The organism is Ruegeria sp. AE3, from assembly GCF_056542225.1.
The window spans coordinates 1-19,511 of sequence record NZ_JBQFZL010000017.1 but is presented as its reverse complement, the minus strand read 5'-3'; the positions used below and the strand labels follow the sequence as shown (position 1 = coordinate 19,511).

The window sequence follows — 19,511 nt, the reverse complement described above, 5'->3', positions numbered from 1 at the left end:
CCATCTGAATAAAACTGACCTGCCCGGTGTTGTTACGTTAGCTCGCGATCAAGCAAAGAATACTGTTTAATAAAATTCAGGCTGCTTGAGTGGCGGCATTTCAGGCGTCAAATGCTTCGAGGCGGTGATATCGAATTGTTCAGGCGGAGCGGCGGCGAGCGGGGACGCTGGAGCGGTTGCGGATTGCGGAGTGTGTCGCCATGTACCTTTGCAACCCTGCTGGAGAGCGACGGCCTTGCATTGTCCTTTCTCGCTTTCGGAATGGGAGATGGCTGTTTTCGGCGCGGTTATTGAGGCCCTTGTGCGACCAATGCTCCAGACCCGGCGCGACCTCTCGCTTGGCGGCACCATACGAGCGCAGCATGTCCTTGATGATCCGCTTGGGAGTGAAACCAAGACGCTTTATCAGGCGGCGTAACAGCCGTTTTGCAGCCCGTTTGTCCCGTTTCGGTTGGAGTATTTCATCCAGCACGATTCCATGCCGATCGACCGCGCGCCAAAGCCAATACTTGCGACAATAGAGTCTCACAACAACTTCATCGAGATGCCAGACATCGCCAGGACGGTTCAGTCTCTGCCGCAGGTTTCGAGTTACCGCCGGCCCGAACTTGAAGAACCAACGCAGGACGGTTTCGTAAGAAGCATCGATCCCCCGCTGCAGCATCAACTCTTCAGTTTCCCACAGGCTCAGATTGAAGCGAACGTACAGCCACACCGCTTGCGCGATGATCTGAGGTGGAAATCGGTGGCGCCTGTAGCTGACCGATGACGAAATCATCGATGTCACCTACGTCTAAATCGTATCATAGTCACCCTCGAGCGCAATCGCTACAGCGGCCCGGCCAGCCTCATAAACTGCTGTATCTGCCGGCATGTTTACACGGAACGGTTGGTCGTTTTGGCGGAAGGCCAGACCGTTTGTGCCCACGATCGCATCATCGATCTGTCACACCACAAATCCGGCAGCGTGATCTATGACTGGTGACATCACTTCGCTGTGATCCAACGCAAGCCCGGCGCCCGGCGCAATATCTAGCCTCAACAATCTCGCCGAATAACTTGGCAATGCCGTTTCAAAAACTATCTGCCCTAGTGGAGTTAGCGTTGCGACGAGGGAAACTTCCTTGACTCTATGCTGGCTAAGGACCACTAAAGTGCATTGGTGAAAATTACTCGTCGTCGCGATGCTGCCGGCTTCGATGATCCAATGGCCTTCAGACTAATTGTAGCATGTGCCCAGCACAGGAACGGGTTTCGCTGGGGTCTTCGCTATGAGCTCGTTCCTCGCAAGCATTCGCAACTGTCACCTGACATGCACCAGTCACCGCGTGACCCATGAAAGAAGGCGCCGTATGAACAGCACATGGCTCATTAATTGCGTGCTTGATGGCCGATAGATCAGGTCTCAGGCTCCGCTTCAATCAGTCATTCATCGTGTTTACGCGCTGCATTCTTTGTTTGATCCCAGCACTTTTGGTGTCGCTCTCAGGAACAAAGCTTCCTGCCCAAGTCGCAGGCAATGCCGATGGATCAGTTTGTGACGAAGGTTTCGAAAACAAGAATGGATCGTGCCAAAGAACAGACTTACCAGAAAACGCATATTTGACAGGTAGCTCCTATGGCAGTGGCTGGGAATGCAATCACGGTTTTCAGAATGTCGGAGATCTCTGTGAGGAAATAAGAGTTCCTGAAAATGCCTATCTTGCATCAACCGGAGATCAGTGGGAGTGCAATCGGCTGTTCCAGCGTGTCGAAGAAAAATGCGAAGAACTGATCGCACCTCAAAATGGATACGTCGAAACCAGGTTTGGCGCACAGGAAATACACTGCAACTGGGGATTTCGTAAGGAGAACCAGGATTGTGTTGCAATAGAAGTCCCAAAAAACGGTCGTCTGAGCGATAAAAAAAGCTCGGATGGTTGGGTATGCCTCAGAGGTTACAACGCAGCGGAGAGCGGCTGTGAGCCTGTGGCTGTTCCACAGCATGCGTATCTTGAACCAGATTCCTACTCTGGATGGAAATGCGAACGTGGTTTTCGCGCAAACCGGGACAGGTGCGATGCGATCCTTGTTCCTTCAAACGCTCATTTGAATCGAAGAGGTGATGGTTGGGAATGCAATCGGCCGTTCACACGACAGAACGATAAGTGCGCCGAAAAAATTCCGCGAAAATAGGTTCGTAGAAATCAATATCGCCTGACAAATCCGGAAGGACCAAGCCGTGAACCATAACTCGATTGACGAAAATCTTGGCAAAAGGATCAAAGCCGAAAAGGCGCGTCGCCGGTCCCACGGGATTAAGATATCTATAGCGTTAGCAGTGTTTGTTGCAGCGGTAATTGTAGTGGTGTTTCTCTGATGCGTAAAAATGCCCCTCAAGTGACCCTTTCTGACTCAAAGATGTCAGTGCGTGGTCTGGAACAAAGAGCATTTCAGGACCGCAGTGTTCGCAAGACGCGGAACGCTGACGTATCAGAAGTGATCGAAGTAGAATTTGGAAAGTACTTGATTAAGGCTGGCATTCTGAGCGGTAACAGCGTTGCGCGCGCATTCCCCAAGCCACCAGCGAAAACGCAAGGTTTGATTGCTGATGCAGTTGGCGAAACACCGTCATTGGCCATTGAAGCCTTAAAAGAAATTCTCGAAGAGCGAGACAGGAAACGCAGCGCTCGACGTCGTTTGGAGGCGAACTCCGGCAACTTCATTCCCAGTGAAGGAGAATATGTCGAAGCATTGCGCCAGATCAGGCTCTCCACTGCGCAGGTCACCATGCTCAAAGCACTTACAATCGCAGGCAAGGAAGGACTGAGCATTGGTCAGTTAACTAAGGCAGCTGGTTACAAATCGCGCGAGGCGTCCGTCAAGGTCTTCAAGAAAATCGGGCTATCGATTGCAGAATATCTGGAACTCGAGCTTCCCGAAGCCGGATCGGCACAGAATGATGGCGCCGCTCAGGTATTGGCATTTTCTCACGTCAAAAGTGACGATGAACCAGCGACTTGGATCATGCATCAGGAGCTGCGCGATGCTGTTCGTTCGGTTCTATGACGCACGTTCCAGCGCCTGCCTTTGAAGCGAACTTCGAACCGGAATAAACGCAAGAAAGGCGCACACGTAGCTTATGTTGGAGAAAAAACCATATCCGCTCGACCTGATCTATGTACCTGTGAAACGGGCCAAAACACTTGATCAACAAAAGGTTCTGACGCTGGCAGAAGATATCCTGAAGAATGGCCAGAAGACGCCGATCCAGATACGTGCGGACAACAAGCGGTTCGTGCTGATTGAAGGCCTTCACCGACTAGAGGCCATTCGCGCCCTAGGCGGTGATACGGTTGAAGCCTATTTGGTCCGTGCCAGACTACACTAAACTCTTTTTGAGATTGGCGTTCGACAAAGCCTCGGAAAATGCCAGCAGGCGCTGACCTTCTTCATCCCAAAGATGCAATCGTGCACAGTGAAAGCTCTCGAACAAAGTAATACGCTGGCAATTTTCCAACTCGGAATGGTCGCGCAAAACTTCGTCAAGCCGGTAAAAAGGTATGCGGCTGGCAAGGTGGTGAACATGGTGCACACCAATATTGGCAGAGAACCACCGCAGGATACCTGGCAGGGCATAGTGAGAACTTCCATAGAATGCTGCGTTCTGAAGATTCCACCCTTCTTCCCGCTCCCAGGTCGTGTGTTCAAACTGGTGTTGAATGTAGAAAAGCCAAATACCAATCGACGCGGCGACGATCATGGTTGGCAGGAATACATAAACCAGTACATCCATGCCTCCGGTCCAAAAAATCAGAGCCAGGACCACCGCAATCGCGGCGTTTGTTCCCATTGCACTTGCCCAATACAGCCAGCCTGACCGCATGAAACCAAAGGGCAAGCGATTTTGAAGAAAGAACGTGTAGACCGGTACAATACAGAACAGGAAGAAGGGGTTCCGGATTAACCTGTAAGCGGCACGACCGGCCCACTTTCGCTTCAGGTATTCCTCTACAGTCAACGTAGGGATATCGCCCATCCCGCGCCGATCAAGGTTGCCGGTTGAGGCGTGGTGAATCGCATGGCTTTGCCGCCAGACGTCATAGGGTGTGAGGACGAGAACACCCAGGACCCGACCGGTCCAATTGCAAACGGTGCGGTTTCTAAAGAAAGATCCGTGACCACAATCATGCATGATGATGAAGAGACGCACCAGAAATGCGGCGTTCAGGATGGCCAGTAGAACAGCGACCCAGACACTAAAAGATAACGCAAACCACGCTGCGCCCCATAGCGCGAAAAAGGGAATGACGGTGATTGCCAGCTCAAAAACGCTACGCTTCGTATCAGGCACACGGTATTGCGCGAGCGCCCGGGTCAATTCCTGCTGTTGCAACTGACTTGTTCTCCAACGCCTCTGAGGAACCCCCTGAGCATTCGGGCACCCCAGAAGGGTGCCCATAGCAGGCTATGCGAGTGCCAGGTTGGCAGCGCTGTCGCGACCATCACGGCCAGCTTCGACGTCGAAGGTAACCTTCTGGCCGTCCTTCAATTCGCTGATGCCGGAACGTTCAAGTGCTGAAATATGCACGAACACGTCGCGCTTGCCACCTTCAGGTTCGATAAAGCCAAAACCTTTGGTCGAGTTGAACCATTTTACTGTGCCATTTGCCATGGTCGAAGTCTCCTAATACTTGCCGCCCGCATTATTGCGGCGACTCGGCGTGGTCGGTCTGAATCGAAAGACTGAACGCCGAATTTGGGAGACAGCAGGTCGAAAAAGAAAAACGTGAGCCTTGCGTATATGGGCTTAGCGTACACACGATACAAGTCTTGATACAATGGAAAGCGACAGAAGATCTGCGTCTGCCTAGCCCAAGTTTGGACAAAGATAAGCAGGACCATTGCTCTGTGGTTCGGAAATCAGAAGTCGGCTTCTGTGATAAAACCTGCCCAGTGCGTATGCAGCAAATTGATTGCTCAGATTCGGCAGGTAGGGCTGACTGTCCGAATTCACCGCGCGCTACAAGAACACTGCGGCGAGGCACAAATGTCATTGATTGGTGGAAACATTGCTAAACCAACGAGTTGACCTCTCTAACGAACGGCAGATTTTGCGCGACCCGAATCTTGGGTCATGCTGCGTTGGCATAGGGCGACTGCGAGCCTCAAAGTGCAATTAGTAGGTCCGTATCTGCGCAAGCATCGGGCAAGAAACGTTCCCGATTTTACAGTTGGCCGTAAGTTCATTCAGGGCGGCCTCCAATCGCTTAAGTTCGTTTATCTTCATACGCACATTGGAGATATGAAGCTCGGCCAGTTCCTTAACGGATTGGCAATCCTCGCTATCACCTTCGGACAGGTTGAGAAGCACCTTTGCATCGGCAAGCGAAAAACCCAAGTCTCGGCACTTCCGTAGAAAACGAAGCCGTCCAACATCGTGCGCGGCGTACATGCGTCGATTATTCGATGCTCTTTCTGGTTTAGGCACGATCCCTTCGCGTTCGTAATAGAGGATAGTTTCAATTCCGACTCCGCTTTGCCGGGATGCTTCCCCAATCGCAAACATGTGAGATTTCCTGCCTTGATCCTGTAGTGGCTACAGAAGTTATACGAGAAGTTGCTGTCTCCACAACTCCGCACGTCATGGTTCATGAGGGAAACGGAATGCAGAAATACCTTAGCCTCAGCTACTTGGGATCTCTATCAGCACTTGGCGTCGCGACTTGCTGCGTTTTGCCCATGATAGTGATGTTAATGGGGCTGGGCGGCAGTTGGTTGGCAATCTTTGGAAAGCTTGCCGCAGCGAGTTACTATGTGCTGACGATTTCAACGGCGCTCGTCGCGATATCGTGGCTGGTATCTTATCAGCGCGGTTCCTTGCCGACGTTGAAATGGCGGCTTGCAGGAACGACTCTGATCACCGGCGTGGCTTGGGTCGTTGTGTTTAACGAGGCACGAATTAACGATTACCTGATCATGAAGATGTGAGACTATGACAAAACAAACTGTAGTCCTGGAAAGCACCCTGACTTGCCCGAACTGCGGCCACAGCGAAACCGAGGAAATGCCAACGGATGCTTGCCAGTGGTTCTATGAATGCAAATCGTGCAAAACAGTTTTGAAGCCATTGGAAGGCGACTGTTGTGTTTACTGTTCATATGCCACGGTCCCGTGTCCACCAATTCAGCTAGGCGATAGCTGTTGCAGATGAAGCGAAGGATGGCTTTGTTGAGCGAACTGTGTGTTGCAGCCGCGAGCATCGCGGCGATTTGCATGAATGACAGGTTTTCCGCTGCTTGGCCGCACAAGATATTCGGCAGTTGCAGCGTTGTTCCAGCTGCAAGCGCATGCACCAATAAAATCCAGGGTACAGGTTGGGTTCGAAACGCTATTTCGCCGAATCGCGTACGAACGGTTGGTTAAAGCCGTGAAGCTGACATTCCCGGTCTTCTCTACTTCCGAAAGGCTTTGTTGCACAATTGGCGTGAGGGATTCCCTGTTTGAATCCAGTGGGGTAGCTATGAGGTATGAGCAGTTGGTCCGCTACGACGTACAAGACCATGAACTGGCCTTCGTACAACACGGCGCTTAGGCAGCGTGGTTCGCTATCGATCTGGTTTGATCCTGAGATGGAATTGTAAAAGTCCGTCCAGGGAAAGGGGATGCGCGCTCAAACCCTGATCTGTGCAACAAAGCCATCCTTGGGGATGCAACCCCAACTCAAAGGATTACATTGCCTCACCCCCTTTGCAGGAGAGTTTCTTCGATAGCTTCTGAAGCGGAAGACGACCTTACAGGTAATTGTTTCAACGGCATTGCCAAGTTATTTGTGTGTGAATGAGAGGGGTGAGGCTTGGGCTTGTCACGTGGTCATTTCGGCCGCATAGCCAAAAGTTTGCGACAAAGCCGTTTGAAACTTATGATAGGTATAGATAGCAAGCGGCTCCGAAATCATCTTACCCGTGGATGGCTGCTTTTGTCAGGTCGTGAAGTTTAGAATTGCTGGCCAAGACAGCCCCCCCTCTTTCAATGAATTCGGAATATGGGGGGAAATCGACCTTGCCGCCTGCCTCCTCCACAATGAGCATTCCGGCAATGGCGTCCCAAGGATTGAGATGTGCTTCAAAAAACGCATCGGCCCGTCCAGCGGCAACGGTAAGCAAGCTATAAGCGGCAGATCCGTTTCGACGATATTCCATGCCATGGTCGATCAGTCTCTGGACTTGATCGAGATAGTCGTCGGCGCCGTGGCGCGCGGATCTCCGTCATGCCCGAACCATCATCTGCCAGCTCTATCCATGGCTCGTCCGCAACAGTGTCGGCGATCAGTTCTACCGTTCGAGCGCCAGCGGTGATCGCGTTATCGATGATATCTGCGAGAGCTGTTTCGAGGCTGTCGCCTAAGTCCCGATGCCCCTCGATGAGCCACGCCGCGTATGGGGTCGCATCCCAATCCGCTCGCGGTTTGCTGTTGATCCGGCCCCTTGATCCGGGCCGATTGGATGTAGAATCCGTTCCCGTTTCTTTCTCGTGATTAGGTTGCGGTCAAGGCCTGCTGAGCGGAGCCGTTGCGTAGCTCAAGGCGCGCTTGCGTGAGCGTCAGGGCATCCTTCAAACCATAGGTCGGATCATTGTCCGCCAGTCCCAGCGCGATAGCATAGCGAAAGACAGCCCCGGCAGCAGACCTCATCCGTACGGCGCTTTCGTGATTGCCCTTTTTTTCCATCTTCCGCAGCGGAGCCAGAATATCCCGTGCCGTTATTTGCGTGATCGGCATATTCCCGATGTCTGCGCAAAGAAGCCGGTGAAACCAGGCGGTCTTTGCCAGTGTTGCTTCGGCACGGCCTTCGCTGCGCTTCTTCTCCAGCAGTTCTGCTGCCAACTTTGAGAAGGTAGCATTATTCTCTGCCTCTTCTCTGGCTTTCTTGTCTTTGCGAACGCTGGAAGGATCCGGTAATCGTGTGGCACGTACCCCTATTCGGTACCCCATTCGGGGGTAGATTACAGCGCACGCAGCAGGACAACATCGGACAGTCCGACAGTAGAAATCCTGCAACTACAGGCTACTATCAGTCAGAATCGGACGCAACTGGATGGTAAAGTGGTGCCCGGGGGCGGAATCGAACCACCGACACGAGGATTTTCAATCCACTGCTCTACCCCTGAGCTACCCGGGCACGGGAACGACGTTTGTCGTTGGGTGGAGGCGTTCTATGACTTGCTACCGGCAGTGTCCAGAGGCTTTTTTACATTTTTTCAGTGCGGTCGCATTGTATTGTGTTCGTCCGTATCTCCCTCGGTCTCAGGGTCGTCTTCGCGCTGAGACGGGACCGCGTAAGAGCCATTCAGCCACTTGGCCAGATCAATGTCTGCGCAGCGTTTCGAACAGAACGGGCGGAACTTCTTTTGCGTTTCTTCTCCGCAGATCGGGCAGCTCATTTCAGGATCTCAGCGACAGGTAACCGGCTGCGTTTGCGCTGCAACTCGAAATGACCCAGAGGTGTCCACCCCGCCAATATCGTCTCGTCCGGATCCGACTTGAAGGCGGCACGCAGGACGGATTCGAACCCTCGGCGGTCTTTCTTGGGCATTGGGGCCAGATCCAGTGTGATCTGCCCTGCCAGCCCACGCACACGCAACGCACGTGGCAAAGCTTTGGCACAAGCGAAGTTGGCTTTTGTTCCTGCCGCCAGCGACGTATCCGCGCCTGTGTTCACATCTACGGCCACTAATGCGCGGGTCGGTTCGATATAGAGGTGTCCGCCTCCGGGTAGAGGTTCGGAGATGCCACGGGCAACATCCAGCGCATCCAGCACACCATGGGTTTCAAAACTGCCGGTTTTGTTCACAACCTCGGCAGGATCGGTCCAGTCGCGCCATGCGAGGATATGCGGGCTGTCACCTTCGCTGAGCAGTTCGACGTCGGACCCCTCGTCGTTCATCACTTGTTCAGCTTGCACAAGCATGGCCGAAATGTCGTCGGCAATGTCACCGGCATCCGCATCCATGCAGCAGGAGCGGAGGATCAACCCGTAGGGGCTGTCGCCCATTTGTTCATGCGCGATTTCAAGCAGTTGATCCCGCCTGTCTTCATCCTTGATGCTGCGCGAGATGTTCAGGCCCGGCGCGTCGGGCGTGACAATGGCAAAGCGACTTTTGAACAGGATACGGTTGGTTACAGGGATGGCCTTGCCGGGCTCGGCATATCCGCCAACCTGCACCAAAAGCGTGGCACCCGGCGCTAACCCTTTGACTTGTCGCAGAAAAGCTGGGCCGTCGGGTGTAACCAGGAACATGCCGCCCTGCCCTTTGACCGGTCGATCGGCACGGGCGCGATAGATGGTGCCGGGCGCGGGTGCGTCGGTGGCGATCAGGAGATCATCAAGCTTTCCGTCGACCATCAATGCCGCGGCTTCGCGGTCTTGGATATGGTCCAGAACGATGGTTCGACCCTTCATGATGCCTCGCTATATAGTGGGTAGCCGATCCCTTGCAGCAAGGCGGCGGTCTCGGACAGGGGCAGCCCCACGATGCCAGTGAACGAGCCCGAAATCCATGGGATGAATGCGGCGGCAGGGCCTTGGATCGCGTAGGCCCCGGCTTTACCCTGCCAATCACCGGTCGCCAGATAAGCGTTGATTTCAACGTCCGACAGGCGTTTGACCTTGACCTGCGAGACGACATCGCGCTGCAGGATGCGATCCCCGCGCCGAACGGCGACCGAAGTGATCACCCGGTGACGGCGACCGGACAGAGCGTACAGGAACTCTGCGGCTTGGCCCTCATCCTCAGGCTTGCCCAGAATACGCCGCCCCAGTGCAACAGTCGTGTCCGCGCAAAGCGTGATGTCGTCGCTATCCGATTGAACTGCCTTTACTTTTTCACGCGTAATACGGCTGCAATACGGAACAGGAAGCTCACCCTTCAGCGGTGTTTCATCGATGTCAGGGGGACGGATGGCGTCGGGCTGCACGCCAAGCTGCGCCAGCAGGTCCAGCCGCCTTGGGCTGCCCGATCCCAGGATAAACGCCATCTCGGCAGACGTTATTTGAAGCGGTAGTTGATCCGACCCTTGGTCAGATCATAGGGGGTCATCTCGACCTGAACCTTGTCGCCGGCCAGAACACGGATGCGGTTCTTGCGCATCTTTCCTGCCGTATGTGCGATGATTTCATGGCCGTTTTCCAGCTCGACCCGAAACGTCGCATTAGGCAGGAGTTCCTTCACGACACCGGGAAATTCGAGCGTATCTTCCTTGGCCATGTTGTCTCCATCATTAGGTTGCGCCCGCAGAATCTGCGGGGATGTGCGCTTAAATGAGCCTATTTTTCCCTTATTTCAAGGGCGGATTCATCTAAAGGGCGGATAATGTGACCGTTTCGACTCGGGCGTCCTGCTCTGGCCAATGGGTCCGGTTCAGCACGTGGCCATCGGCGCGGACCGTGGCGATGTCGGACAGGTCGACATCCGCATAGGTCCAGCCGGGCTGATTCAGAGTGCCCTCGGCCAGCACTCCGGTGGCTGGGAACCCCTTGTCCGGCGGGCCGAAAACGCCGCCCATGCCGGTGTTCATATCCACAGCTTCGGACCAGCCGTTGGCTCCGACCAGCGATGACATGACCGTAACACATTGATTTTCCAAGGCTCTTGACATCGATCCAATGCGAACACGCCAATATCCCGACAGCGCTTCGGTGCAGGACGGTACAAGGATCATATCCGCTTCGCTGAGTGCGCGGCCCAACAAGGGAAACTCGCTGTCATAGCAGATCAGAACACCGATTTTGCCCAGCGCGGTGTCGAACAGCTTGAGCGGACCACCCGGCGCAATGTCCCAGTCCTCGCGTTCAAAGCGGGTCATGATCTGCTTGTCCTGATGGTCGCGGCCACCGTCCGGGGCGTAGAACGCGGCGCGGTTCACCGGGCGGCCGGACCCATCCACAACCGGGGCCGATGCACCCAGAATGTACGTTTTGTACGCGCTTGCGAGGCGCGAGTGCAAATTTTGTACATCCTCGAACCGGTCCGAAACCGTGCGGATCGAGCGTTCGAGATCACCCGCCACCTCGGCACCATCAAGCGTCGACACCTCCATCGCGCCGTATTCGGGGAACACCAGCAGCCCGGCCCCCTGCCCGGCAGCCTCGGCAACCCAGCGGTCCAGCTTGTCCTCGTACTGCGCCCAGCTGTCGAGCCAGTCGAGATCATATGCGGCGGTTGCGACTTTCATTGATGGGGTCCCCTGAGCCGACGTGTCGTGGCACTAAACCGTGAGAGCCGCCGCGTGTACAGATCAATCTGATTATGGGGATGGGTGAAGGGGGGGAAGGAGCCCCAAAGCTGCCGTTGTTCGTTTTCTCAACTCAGGCCTTTTGGGCGCACACCATTTTAAAACGTGTCGTCTGTTCTCGTACGCCATTCTCGAAAAAGTGGACATTCAACGGATTGTCGACCACCCAAAGCGCCAAAAGCACATTCAGGGCCTCTACAACGCTGGGGAATTCCACCTAGCCAGCCGGGCCGCTGGCGGTGTGATGATCAAGGGTATGACCGCTGGGGCGCTGATGGCTGAGGCTAACGTGGCAGACCCGGATGCAAAGCCTGTAAAGAATCCAGAAAGTGTTCGACGCTGGTTGCGCGACGGGGCAAAAGGTCTCAGTTGTGAAATTGATTCAGAACAAGATTTGTGAGGAAAGATTATGATTGACGACGGGGACTATCCGGGGCTTTGGGACAGTTTCTATGATGGGTTGGACGAGGGAATGTACAGCTTCGGCTTCACGTTCCCATTCTTGCTAGTGTACCTGATTGCTTGGTTCGGGACGATCATTTGGATACCAATGGCAATTCGATTGGCGCGCAAGCATATCGTTAAACCGGCACAGGAGATGCTTGTAACAGCGAAAGAGCAACCCGGCGGCGATGAAGATCAATAGTCGGGAGCGGGCGCAAATGGTCGTAAAGACTTTGACATGCGACAGAAGTTGCAACTTTAGAAAAATGCGCAGGCTTGAGATGGAGGGTCTGGTTGAAATCTTTGCGGTCGCGATCGAGGGGAATGAGAGAAATGGGAAGGCCACAAACAAGGTTCTCCCGACTGCCATAATAGGCAGTAGATTCGCCCTCATAAGTGAGGAAGATTACCCTCGCTCCCAGATCGCCGCGGATAGTTGCCTATATGAGAAAATTCTGAGCGTGCTCGGCAAAGGAAATCGAGAGGACGCATTGCATTTGGAGGCCCACATTCGCGACGGGCGGGACGCATTTGTAACTGAAGACGGCGACGACATCCTATCTCAGAAAGAAGTTCTTAGAGATCAGTTCGGCGTTACAGTATTGCACTCAAATGAAGTGCGCTCTTGGCTTAAGAGCAGTTCATAACAAGGAGCAGCCAAATGCCAGAAAGTAGATTCAAAAGGCCTGCGGGCATTTATCAGAATCGAAACGATCCCGAAGACCAGTATCGCGCTGGGTATCAACATGGGGCATATGCGGTATTGAAGGAGCTGCAGGGAGTGTTGCCCCCGAACAAAGCTGAGCTTTCCAGATGGATAGAAATTGAACTTCAGAAGTGGCGACACGACATCAACGCTAGCCCCGAGCCCCCAAAACTCAAACGTTCACAATAAGGAGCGGACATCTAAAAAAATTAGAAGTTGCAACGGCTTGTGTGTTTCATCATTCTGCCTCTGAAAGCTGTTTTTAGCCAAATAGAGGAACTAGAAAGATGAGTGGAAGGGAAATAAGAGGCAAGATCGAAGGCGATATTGAGGTGGTCCAGGATGGACAATTGTTCGGAATGGTAACTGGTTCCGTCACGGTAATGGCACCCAGTTATTACGTGGTGTATGGGATGGTTTGTGGAGACCTCATCGCGCAACCCGGCTCAACTGTTGTGGTTCAAGGTACGGTAGTGGGAGCTGTGATCAACAACGGCGCCAATATTGAGATAGCAGGGATGGTTGGTTCAATTCAAGAAAACGACGGCGTATTGCGGGCTCGCATCATTGACGGCGCGGTAATTAGAAACTGAGAAAACTACGTGTGAAGGTCCACTTTTGGGAGCCCTTGGGTATTTGAATGTCCGCATTGGGACTCGCTAAGTGAGCCCATCTGCTTCGGAATTCCTTGACGACCTGAGCATACGCCGTTGGCTTTGCACACGCAGCGAATGTCTGCAATGTGGCCTCACTCCCGGCAACACACAGAAAAACCCTGCTGCACCGCTCCCAACCCGGACCCTACAAATCCCTGATCCAGAACTGCAACGGCTTCAGCGTTTCTCCCTCCTCCCCGATATCCTTCCACGAGAATTGGACGATTGCGCCGGGTAGGGGCTTGTATCCGCGGGCGCGCCAGAAGGTATCCAGCGGGCGGTAGTGGTCGGGGCGCAGCGGGTGGTCGGTGGGGCGCTGCACGCTGCAAAAGGCGCATTTGGCAAAGCCCAGATCGCGGGCGTGCGCCTCGCGCGTGTCGAAGAATGTGTGGCCAATACCCTGCCCGCGATAGTCCGGCAGCAGGACGGATTCAGCGCAATAGAAGATCTGCGACAGGTCCAGCCCGGTGTCTGCGAAGGCTGCGGCGAAATCGTCGGCGTGGTCGGTCAGCGGCGCACCGGTCGAGGCGCCGATCAGGCGGTCGCCGTCGAAGGCGCCGACCACGATGGCCTTGTCGCTGTCGCGGTAGGATTGGAGGTATTTGCGTTCGTATTCCAGATCGCCGTCATAGAGGTAGGGCCAGGCGTGAAACACCCTGATCCGCAGGCGGGCGACATCGTCCAGAGCGGCCCCAAGCGCCGCTCCGGTCAGGGGGCGGACGTCACTGACGTCAGCCATTCGAGACCTGTTTGGTCCAGTCTGCAAGGTTATAGAAGGTGGTGACGCGGGTGATCTTGCCGTCCCTGAGATCAAAGAACGACCCGGCAGGCAGGCGATAGGTCTGGCCGTGCGCGTCGGGCAGGCCCTCGTCGGTTTCCAGATAGGTGCCGTTGACGATGAACTCGGCCGCGGCGCGGGTGCCGCCCTGAGCCTCGAACACGACGATGTCGGTCAGGTTTTCTCGGTAGCAGCGGTTCATATGGGCGCAAAAGGCGGCGAACTTGTCCTTGCCGACGCGAATCTGTCCTTCGTTCACGTGATGGGCCACGTCATCGGACAGGCAGGCCAGCATGCCATCGACGTCACCGGCGTTGAAGGCATCGAAATAGGTTTTGACGGTCTGGTTCATGTCCCCTCCGTTGGTTCGCCCCAGCGGTCTTTCAGATGCTGAATGATCTGGTCGCGGGTCTGTCGGTAGTGGTGTAGCTTTTGTTCGCGGGTCTCGCCCATCCCGGTAGGGTCCATTATTGGCCAATAATCGACATCGAGGTGAAAAACACGGGTCAGTTCCAGCGCCTGACGCTGGCTGGCGGGTGAAAGCGCCACAACCAGATCGAACGAGCTGAGGTCATCGCCCCATTCCTGCATCTCGTCGAAGGAGCGCGACCGGTGGCGGGACAGTTCCACGCCGACCTCGTGGCAGACCGCGATGCTGAAGCCGTCGATTTCCAGATCGTTATGCACACCGGCGGACTGAACATAGGTGCCGGTGCCATAGAATTTCTTCATCAGCCCCTCGGCCATCGGGGACCGAACCGCGTTGTGGTCGCAACAGAACAGGACCGACTGCGGCAGAGGCTTCACGCGTCAGCCCCCAAAATGCAGAACGCAGATCAGCGTGAACAGGCGGCGGGCGGTGTCGGTGTCGACATCTGCCTTGCCTTCCAGCCGTTCCTGCAAAACACGGCTGCCTTCGTTGTGGATACCCCGGCGGGCCATGTCGATGGTTTCGATCTGGCTGGGTGGCAGCGATTTCACCGCGTCAAAATAGCTTTCGCAGATCTGGAAGTAATCCTTGACCACTTGCCGGAAGGGGCCGAGCGACAGGTGAAACTCGGCCGCTTTTTCGTTGGCCTCGGTTTCAATGTCGAAGACAAGCCGTTTGTCGCGGATCGAAAGCTGGAGGTGATAGGGGCCCTCGGGCACAACGCGGTCGTCGCGTTTGGGCAGCGAGAAGCTGTTTTCTTCCAGCAGATCATAGATGGCGACCTTGCGCTCCTGCTCGATCTCGGGCGTTGGCGGCGGCAGATTTCTATCATCCAGTTCGATATGCGAGATGCGGGTCATCTTTACAGTCACATTCCTTGCGTCAGCACAGACCTATAACAATGATATTCGGCGAGCAACGCACAGAAACGCCATATGCGCCCGGTCTTTGCGTCATTTCAGCCATTCAGGCGGTTCAGGCGCGCGGTGACCGAGAGGCCATGCGCCTCGAGGCTTTCCGAGCGCGCCAGCTGTTCGGCGGCAGGACCGATGGCACGCAGAGCTTCGGGGGTCATCTGGCTGAGCGTGGTGCGCTTGAGGAAGTCCATCACGCTGAGGCCAGACGAAAACCGTGCTGAGCGGGCGGTGGGCAACACGTGGTTGGGACCGCCGACGTAGTCGCCGATGGCTTCGGGTGTGTACTGACCCAGAAAGATGGCTCCGGCGTGGATGGTTTTTTCGCTCAGCGCGCGCGGGTCGGCCACGCAAAGTTCCAGATGTTCCGGAGCAATGCGGTTGGACAGGGCTGCGGCCTCGTCCAGGTTGCGCACGGTGATCACCGCGCCGTAGTCACGCCAGCTGGCCCCGGCGATGGCGCGGCGTTGCAGGGTTTCCAGCCGTTTTTCGACCGCCTGCGCGACAGATTGGCCGAATGCGGCATCGTCGGTGATCAGGATCGACTGCGCGCTTTCGTCATGCTCGGCCTGGCTGAGCAGGTCCAGCGCAATCCAGTCGGGGTCATTGTCCTTGTCGGCGATGACCAGAATTTCCGAGGGGCCCGCGATCATGTCGATGCCGACCTTGCCAAAGACGCGCCGCTTGGCGGCGGCGACAAAGGCGTTGCCCGGCCCGGTGATCTTGTCGACCGGCGCGATGGTGTCGGTACCATAGGCCAGCGCCGCCACGGCCTGCGCGCCACCGATGCGATAAACCTCATCCACACCAGACAGTTTTGCTGCCAGCAGCACCAGCGGGTTCACCTGTCCGTCCGGGGTGGGCACCACGATGGCCAGCCGTTCCACACCGGCCACCTTGGCTGGGATCGCGTTCATCAGCACCGATGACGGGTACGAGGCCAACCCACCCGGCACGTAAAGCCCTGCGGCCGAAACAGCAGACCAGCGCCAGCCGAGTGTTGCGCCCGTCGCATCCGTCCATTCCTGATCCTCGGGCATCTGCCTTTCGTGGTAGGCCCGGATGCGGGAAGCGGCCAGTTCCAGCGCCGTGCGATCTTCGTCCGAGACCTGCGCCACCGCATCCGCGATGTCCTGTGCGCTGAAGGCCAGCGTTTCGGGCGTCAGCGTCAGCCGGTCGAATTTGGCCGTCAGTTCGATCACCGCCTCATCGCCCCGGTTGCGCACATCGTCGATGATCTGCGCCACGACCGCATCCACATCCGGGCTGTCCTCGCGCTTGGCCGAGAGCAGGGTCCGGAAGGCGGGTTCGAATTCGGGCGATTTGGTATCAAGGAAAACGGGCATGATCTGGCACTCCGGGCGTTGCGCATTGGGACATATCGCCCGGAGCGCGCGGCCTCAACCCTCAGTCCCCAAAGTGCAGCGATTTGCGCATCGGGTATTGCGGAACGCCGTGCCAGTCACCGGGCCGGCCTGCCGGTTGCCATCCCTGTTTCAGATAAAACGCGTGCGCCGTTTGGGTGGCATCCAGATGCGCCTCGGCACAGCCGCACACAGTCAGTTGCCGTTCCAGCCGGTTGAGCAGCGCACGCCCCACGCCCTGCCCCGTATGATCCGGATCGACATAGAGCAAAGTGACCGTCCCAGTTTCCAACAGCCCCCCGACGGCGGCCACCTGCCCCCGGTGTTCGGCCAGCCAGATCTGCGATCCGGGCCTGAACCAGCCCCGTATGGTGGCTGGGTCCTTGTTATCGGTCCACCGCCTTTGATGGTCCGAGTCATTCTTGTGATCGGCCGCGCAAAGCTGCGTGATCGAGCGGATCAGAACCCGGCTGAGGTCGAACACGTCGAACACGGTGGCCGGACGCAGGGAGATGCCTTCGGGCACCTTTGAAAACGCCTGAGAAATCCCGCGCTTGTTCTGCATCTATTCGGGGTGATGCGGGGCCTGACGGGAGGGGGCGTGATAAGGGCGCGTGACGTCCTTGAGGGTGGCATCCAGCGCCTCGACCGTCAGGCGGATCGCGCCGTCACCGGCCAGCGTCAGCAGGACATGGCCCGCGCCATCCTCGCCGGGTTCGAAAACGACCGACATCAGCGACATGATCATGTCGGTGTCACCGCGATCAATGCCCTGACTGGACACCGAGAGAACCGAACCGAAGACCAGCACCGACTGCACCCGTTCAAACGGGCGGTCGCGGCGGGCGGCGGCATCCTTGTCTTCCCAGCGGAAGCGGTTCAGCAGCAGGCCAAAGCGGCGCTGCGCCGGTTGCCACTTCATCTCGGTCACTGGAAACACGGCATCCTGCGCGAGGGTCGAGATTACCTGAAGGTCATCTGCATCCTCGGCCCCAAGATTAAGCGGCGCCTCGCGCCCGTCTTCAAAACTTGCGTCTGTCATTGGCCCTTGATCCGTTCAATCTTTGCACCCACGCCTTCCAGCTTGCGCACCACATGTTCATATCCGCGGTCCAGATGATAGACCCGGCTGACCGTTGTTTCCCCTTCTGCCGCCAATCCGGCAAGGATCAGCGAGACCGAAGCCCGCAGATCCGTCGCCATCACCGGCGCCCCTTTCAGGCGTTCAACACCGGCGACCGTGGCGGTGCCGCCATGCACCTCGATATGCGCGCCCATGCGCACCAGTTCGGGGGCGTGCATGAAGCGGTTTTCGAAAATGCGTTCTTCGAGAACCGAAGTGCCTTCGGCGGTGCACATCAGCGCCATCATCTGCGCCTGCAGGTCGGTCGGGAAGCCGGGGAAAGGTTCGGTCACCACATCCACCGCGCGCACGCGCCCGTTTTTGCGGGCCACTTTCAGGCCGCCCTCGGTTTCTGAGACATTGACGCCCGCCGCATCCAGTTTGGCCGCAAAGGATTCGACCAGTGACATGCGCCCGCCCAGCAATTCCACCTCGCCGCCACAGATCGCCGGGGCCAGCATATAGGTGCCCAGCTCGATCCGGTCGGTGACAACCTGATGTGTGGCCCCGTGCAGCCGGTCGACGCCCTGAATTTCGATGGTCGAGCTGCCTTCACCAGAGATCTGGGCACCCATCTTGCGCAGGCATTCAACCAGATCGACGATCTCGGGTTCGCGCGCGGCGTTCTTGAGCACCGTGGTGCCCTTGGCCAGCGTGGCGGCCATGACGATGTTTTCTGTTGCTCCGACAGAGGCAAAGCGCATCTGATGCACGGCGCCTTTCAGACCACCCGGAGCTTTGGCGTGCAGATAGCCGTCCTTCAGCTCGATCTCGGCGCCCAGCGCCTCGAGCCCTTCGACATGCAGGTCCATTGGCCGCGCGCCGATCGCACAACCGCCTGGCAGTGACACGACCGCCTGCCCGAACCGCGCCAGCAAGGGGCCCAGCACAAGGTTCGAGGCGCGCATCTTGCGCACGATGTCATAATCGGCGGTCTGACTGGTCAGGCTGTGGCTGGACATTGCAATCACCTGACCGTCTTGCAGCGAAGACACCTCGGCCCCCAGTGATTGCAGCAGCGCGGTCATGGTCTTGATGTCGCTCAGCCGCGGCGCATTGGTCAGCGTCAGCGGTTCTTCGCTTAGCAATGTTGCGGGCATCAGCGTCAGGCACGCATTCTTGGCCCCCGCAATCGGTATCTGACCGTTCAGCGGGCCATTGCCCGTTACCAAAATCGAATCCATCTGCTCTTATCCCTTGTCCTTGTCAGGCTTGTCCCCCGCGGTCACGCGCGCCTTGGCCTGCGCCTTGCGACGCGCCATGTTGGCCTTGAGCGCCGCCTTCAGCCGCGCTTCGCGCGCATCGCCGGGTTTACCTTGTTTTTTGGGTGAATTTTTATCCGTCATGATCTTTCTCTACAGGAGGCGAAAAAAACCGTCCAGACACCCTTGCGCCGCGTTTCGTTTGAGTCTAATCACCCGCCCACAGCGCTGCTGTAGCTCAGAGGTAGAGCACTCCCTTGGTAAGGGAGAGGTCGAGAGTTCAATTCTCTCCAGCAGCACCATATCCCTTAAAAATTCACTTAGTTATCAATATATTACGCTTTTGAATATATTTTAGGATTACTCCTTGGCCCACCTTATGGAAATACCATTCTCAATTTGGTTGTTTGCTATCCGAAAAATCGGCGCGAGTACCAACTGTGGTATACGATATTGGTTTTCTCGAAGCCTTGCGACACTTCCGGTAGCACAGCAGCGCCATCAAAGGGGCTGTCGAGGGTTACTGTCATCCCAAACTTCCGCCTTCCATCAGCCTTGCGGCGTGTACCAGATCGGAGACGTGTAGGCGCGCTCCTGCTGCGACATTGGTGCGCCTTCAGGA

Annotated in this window: 28 protein-coding genes, 2 tRNA genes and 4 pseudogenes; 11 read left to right on the top strand and 23 right to left on the bottom strand. The window is 56.3% G+C overall.

What is annotated here, in order from left to right; all coding sequences use genetic code 11:
- Positions 1-142 precede the first annotated feature (142 nt).
- Positions 143-778, bottom strand: a pseudogene (locus ACR0NZ_RS18750) (IS6 family transposase); the annotation flags it as partial.
- Between the two features lie 27 nt (positions 779-805).
- Here ACR0NZ_RS18750 and ACR0NZ_RS18745 point away from each other — a divergent pair.
- The 4 genes and pseudogenes from ACR0NZ_RS18745 to ACR0NZ_RS18730 form a co-directional block, all read left to right on the top strand.
- Positions 806-982 (top strand): annotated as a pseudogene (locus tag ACR0NZ_RS18745) (IS21 family transposase); the annotation flags it as partial.
- A gap of 404 nt (positions 983-1,386) precedes the next feature.
- Entirely contained in the window at positions 1,387-2,175 is a 789-nt protein-coding gene (locus tag ACR0NZ_RS18740; protein WP_480521003.1) for a hypothetical protein, read from the top strand.
- 183 nt (positions 2,176-2,358) lie between these two features.
- The gene (locus tag ACR0NZ_RS18735) at positions 2,359-3,048 is read left to right on the top strand and encodes a hypothetical protein (protein ID WP_480484943.1); all 690 of its coding nucleotides are present in this window, start codon (positions 2,359-2,361) and stop codon (positions 3,046-3,048) included.
- A gap of 73 nt (positions 3,049-3,121) precedes the next feature.
- Positions 3,122-3,370, top strand: a complete 249-nt coding sequence (locus tag ACR0NZ_RS18730; RefSeq protein WP_480473583.1) for a ParB N-terminal domain-containing protein — start codon at positions 3,122-3,124, stop codon at positions 3,368-3,370.
- Here the strand turns inward: ACR0NZ_RS18730 and ACR0NZ_RS18725 are convergent.
- The 3 genes from ACR0NZ_RS18725 to ACR0NZ_RS18715 all read right to left on the bottom strand — a co-directional run bounded on the left by ACR0NZ_RS18725 (position 3,362) and on the right by ACR0NZ_RS18715 (position 5,548).
- Positions 3,362-4,375: a fatty acid desaturase gene (locus tag ACR0NZ_RS18725; RefSeq protein ID WP_480521001.1), complete on the bottom strand. Its 1,014-nt coding sequence runs from the start codon at positions 4,373-4,375 to the stop codon at positions 3,362-3,364. The two genes, ACR0NZ_RS18730 and ACR0NZ_RS18725, sit on opposite strands and share 9 nt — an antisense overlap.
- Positions 4,376-4,447: 72 nt before the next feature.
- The gene (locus tag ACR0NZ_RS18720) at positions 4,448-4,654 is read right to left on the bottom strand and encodes a cold-shock protein (RefSeq protein ID WP_480473585.1); all 207 of its coding nucleotides are present in this window, start codon (positions 4,652-4,654) and stop codon (positions 4,448-4,450) included.
- Between the two features lie 504 nt (positions 4,655-5,158).
- Positions 5,159-5,548, bottom strand: a complete 390-nt coding sequence (locus ACR0NZ_RS18715; protein ID WP_480520999.1) for a MerR family transcriptional regulator — start codon at positions 5,546-5,548, stop codon at positions 5,159-5,161.
- 98 nt (positions 5,549-5,646) lie between these two features.
- On the opposite strand from ACR0NZ_RS18715, the gene ACR0NZ_RS18710 reads away from it, so the two are divergent.
- From ACR0NZ_RS18710 to ACR0NZ_RS18700, 3 genes and pseudogenes are all read left to right on the top strand, one after another.
- Positions 5,647-5,970: a hypothetical protein gene (locus tag ACR0NZ_RS18710; RefSeq protein ID WP_480520997.1), complete on the top strand. Its 324-nt coding sequence runs from the start codon at positions 5,647-5,649 to the stop codon at positions 5,968-5,970.
- Positions 5,971-5,974: 4 nt separating this feature from the next.
- Positions 5,975-6,193 (top strand): GDCCVxC domain-containing (seleno)protein, encoded by a 219-nt coding sequence (locus tag ACR0NZ_RS18705; protein WP_480520996.1) that lies wholly within the window; start codon positions 5,975-5,977, stop codon positions 6,191-6,193.
- Between the two features lie 316 nt (positions 6,194-6,509).
- A pseudogene (locus ACR0NZ_RS18700) lies at positions 6,510-6,614 on the top strand (IS5/IS1182 family transposase); the annotation flags it as partial.
- 324 nt (positions 6,615-6,938) lie between these two features.
- Here ACR0NZ_RS18700 and ACR0NZ_RS18695 read toward each other — a convergent pair.
- The 9 genes and pseudogenes from ACR0NZ_RS18695 to ACR0NZ_RS18655 form a co-directional block, all read right to left on the bottom strand.
- Positions 6,939-7,205, bottom strand: a pseudogene (locus tag ACR0NZ_RS18695) (inositol monophosphatase family protein); the annotation flags it as partial.
- A complete protein-coding gene (locus ACR0NZ_RS18690) occupies positions 7,147-7,404 on the bottom strand; it encodes an ATP-binding protein (RefSeq protein ID WP_480521055.1) in 258 nt (85 codons plus the stop codon). The gene ACR0NZ_RS18690 and the pseudogene ACR0NZ_RS18695, both read right to left, overlap by 59 nt.
- Positions 7,405-7,516: 112 nt before the next feature.
- Positions 7,517-7,864, bottom strand: coding sequence for a phage integrase central domain-containing protein (locus ACR0NZ_RS18685; RefSeq protein WP_480520995.1), 348 nt, complete (start codon positions 7,862-7,864; stop codon positions 7,517-7,519).
- Positions 7,865-8,084: 220 nt separating this feature from the next.
- Positions 8,085-8,159, bottom strand: a tRNA-Phe gene (locus ACR0NZ_RS18680).
- Positions 8,160-8,238: 79 nt separating this feature from the next.
- A complete protein-coding gene (locus ACR0NZ_RS18675) occupies positions 8,239-8,421 on the bottom strand; it encodes a DNA gyrase inhibitor YacG (RefSeq protein WP_480520993.1) in 183 nt (60 codons plus the stop codon).
- Positions 8,418-9,440, bottom strand: coding sequence for a ribonuclease E/G (locus ACR0NZ_RS18670; RefSeq protein ID WP_480520991.1), 1,023 nt, complete (start codon positions 9,438-9,440; stop codon positions 8,418-8,420). Before ACR0NZ_RS18670 ends, ACR0NZ_RS18675 begins: the two co-directional genes overlap by 4 nt.
- Positions 9,437-10,015 (bottom strand): Maf family protein, encoded by a 579-nt coding sequence (locus tag ACR0NZ_RS18665; protein WP_480520989.1) that lies wholly within the window; start codon positions 10,013-10,015, stop codon positions 9,437-9,439. The genes ACR0NZ_RS18670 and ACR0NZ_RS18665 overlap by 4 nt, the downstream gene beginning before the upstream one ends.
- An 11-nt stretch (positions 10,016-10,026) precedes the next feature.
- A complete protein-coding gene (infA, locus tag ACR0NZ_RS18660) occupies positions 10,027-10,245 on the bottom strand; it encodes a translation initiation factor IF-1 (RefSeq protein ID WP_005978431.1) in 219 nt (72 codons plus the stop codon).
- Between the two features lie 91 nt (positions 10,246-10,336).
- Positions 10,337-11,212 (bottom strand): carbon-nitrogen hydrolase family protein, encoded by an 876-nt coding sequence (locus ACR0NZ_RS18655; protein ID WP_480520987.1) that lies wholly within the window; start codon positions 11,210-11,212, stop codon positions 10,337-10,339.
- A 469-nt stretch (positions 11,213-11,681) separates the two neighbouring features.
- Here ACR0NZ_RS18655 and ACR0NZ_RS18650 point away from each other — a divergent pair, with 469 nt between their 5' ends.
- The 3 genes from ACR0NZ_RS18650 (at position 11,682) to ACR0NZ_RS18640 (ending at position 13,015) form a co-directional block, all read left to right on the top strand.
- A complete protein-coding gene (locus ACR0NZ_RS18650) occupies positions 11,682-11,918 on the top strand; it encodes a hypothetical protein (protein ID WP_480520985.1) in 237 nt (78 codons plus the stop codon).
- A 16-nt stretch (positions 11,919-11,934) separates the two neighbouring features.
- Positions 11,935-12,363 (top strand): hypothetical protein, encoded by a 429-nt coding sequence (locus ACR0NZ_RS18645; RefSeq protein WP_480520983.1) that lies wholly within the window; start codon positions 11,935-11,937, stop codon positions 12,361-12,363.
- 346 nt (positions 12,364-12,709) lie between these two features.
- Positions 12,710-13,015 carry a hypothetical protein gene (locus ACR0NZ_RS18640; RefSeq protein WP_480520981.1) on the top strand — a complete coding sequence of 102 codons (306 nt, stop codon included), beginning with the start codon at positions 12,710-12,712 and terminating at the stop codon, positions 13,013-13,015.
- A gap of 208 nt (positions 13,016-13,223) precedes the next feature.
- Here the strand turns inward: ACR0NZ_RS18640 and ACR0NZ_RS18635 are convergent, their stop codons facing one another.
- The 9 genes from ACR0NZ_RS18635 to ACR0NZ_RS18595 form a co-directional block, all read right to left on the bottom strand.
- Positions 13,224-13,817: a GNAT family N-acetyltransferase gene (locus ACR0NZ_RS18635; protein WP_480520978.1), complete on the bottom strand. Its 594-nt coding sequence runs from the start codon at positions 13,815-13,817 to the stop codon at positions 13,224-13,226.
- The gene (locus tag ACR0NZ_RS18630; RefSeq protein WP_480488382.1) at positions 13,810-14,208 is read right to left on the bottom strand and encodes a ketosteroid isomerase-related protein; all 399 of its coding nucleotides are present in this window, start codon (positions 14,206-14,208) and stop codon (positions 13,810-13,812) included. The genes ACR0NZ_RS18635 and ACR0NZ_RS18630 overlap by 8 nt, the downstream gene beginning before the upstream one ends.
- Entirely contained in the window at positions 14,205-14,663 is a 459-nt protein-coding gene (locus ACR0NZ_RS18625) for an arsenate-mycothiol transferase ArsC (protein ID WP_209505795.1), read from the bottom strand. Before ACR0NZ_RS18625 ends, ACR0NZ_RS18630 begins: the two co-directional genes overlap by 4 nt.
- Before the next feature lie 3 nt (positions 14,664-14,666).
- On the bottom strand, positions 14,667-15,146 hold the full coding sequence (locus ACR0NZ_RS18620) for a UPF0262 family protein (protein ID WP_480520976.1): 480 nt from the start codon (positions 15,144-15,146) through the stop codon (positions 14,667-14,669).
- 98 nt (positions 15,147-15,244) lie between these two features.
- On the bottom strand, positions 15,245-16,546 hold the full coding sequence (gene hisD, locus ACR0NZ_RS18615) for a histidinol dehydrogenase (RefSeq protein WP_480520974.1): 1,302 nt from the start codon (positions 16,544-16,546) through the stop codon (positions 15,245-15,247).
- A gap of 61 nt (positions 16,547-16,607) precedes the next feature.
- Positions 16,608-17,129 (bottom strand): GNAT family N-acetyltransferase, encoded by a 522-nt coding sequence (locus tag ACR0NZ_RS18610; RefSeq protein WP_480520972.1) that lies wholly within the window; start codon positions 17,127-17,129, stop codon positions 16,608-16,610.
- Positions 17,130-17,606: a DUF2948 family protein gene (locus ACR0NZ_RS18605; RefSeq protein ID WP_480520970.1), complete on the bottom strand. Its 477-nt coding sequence runs from the start codon at positions 17,604-17,606 to the stop codon at positions 17,130-17,132.
- Positions 17,603-18,871 (bottom strand): UDP-N-acetylglucosamine 1-carboxyvinyltransferase, encoded by a 1,269-nt coding sequence (gene murA / locus ACR0NZ_RS18600; protein ID WP_480520968.1) that lies wholly within the window; start codon positions 18,869-18,871, stop codon positions 17,603-17,605. Before murA ends, ACR0NZ_RS18605 begins: the two co-directional genes overlap by 4 nt.
- A gap of 6 nt (positions 18,872-18,877) precedes the next feature.
- Entirely contained in the window at positions 18,878-19,033 is a 156-nt protein-coding gene (locus ACR0NZ_RS18595) for a hypothetical protein (RefSeq protein WP_480520966.1), read from the bottom strand.
- Between the two features lie 83 nt (positions 19,034-19,116).
- Here ACR0NZ_RS18595 and ACR0NZ_RS18590 point away from each other — a divergent pair.
- Positions 19,117-19,191 (top strand) — tRNA-Thr (locus ACR0NZ_RS18590).
- A gap of 247 nt (positions 19,192-19,438) precedes the next feature.
- Here ACR0NZ_RS18590 and ACR0NZ_RS18585 read toward each other — a convergent pair.
- Positions 19,439-19,511, bottom strand: a 73-nt coding sequence (locus tag ACR0NZ_RS18585; protein ID WP_480521053.1) for a DUF3604 domain-containing protein, incomplete at its 5' end; no start/stop codon positions are given.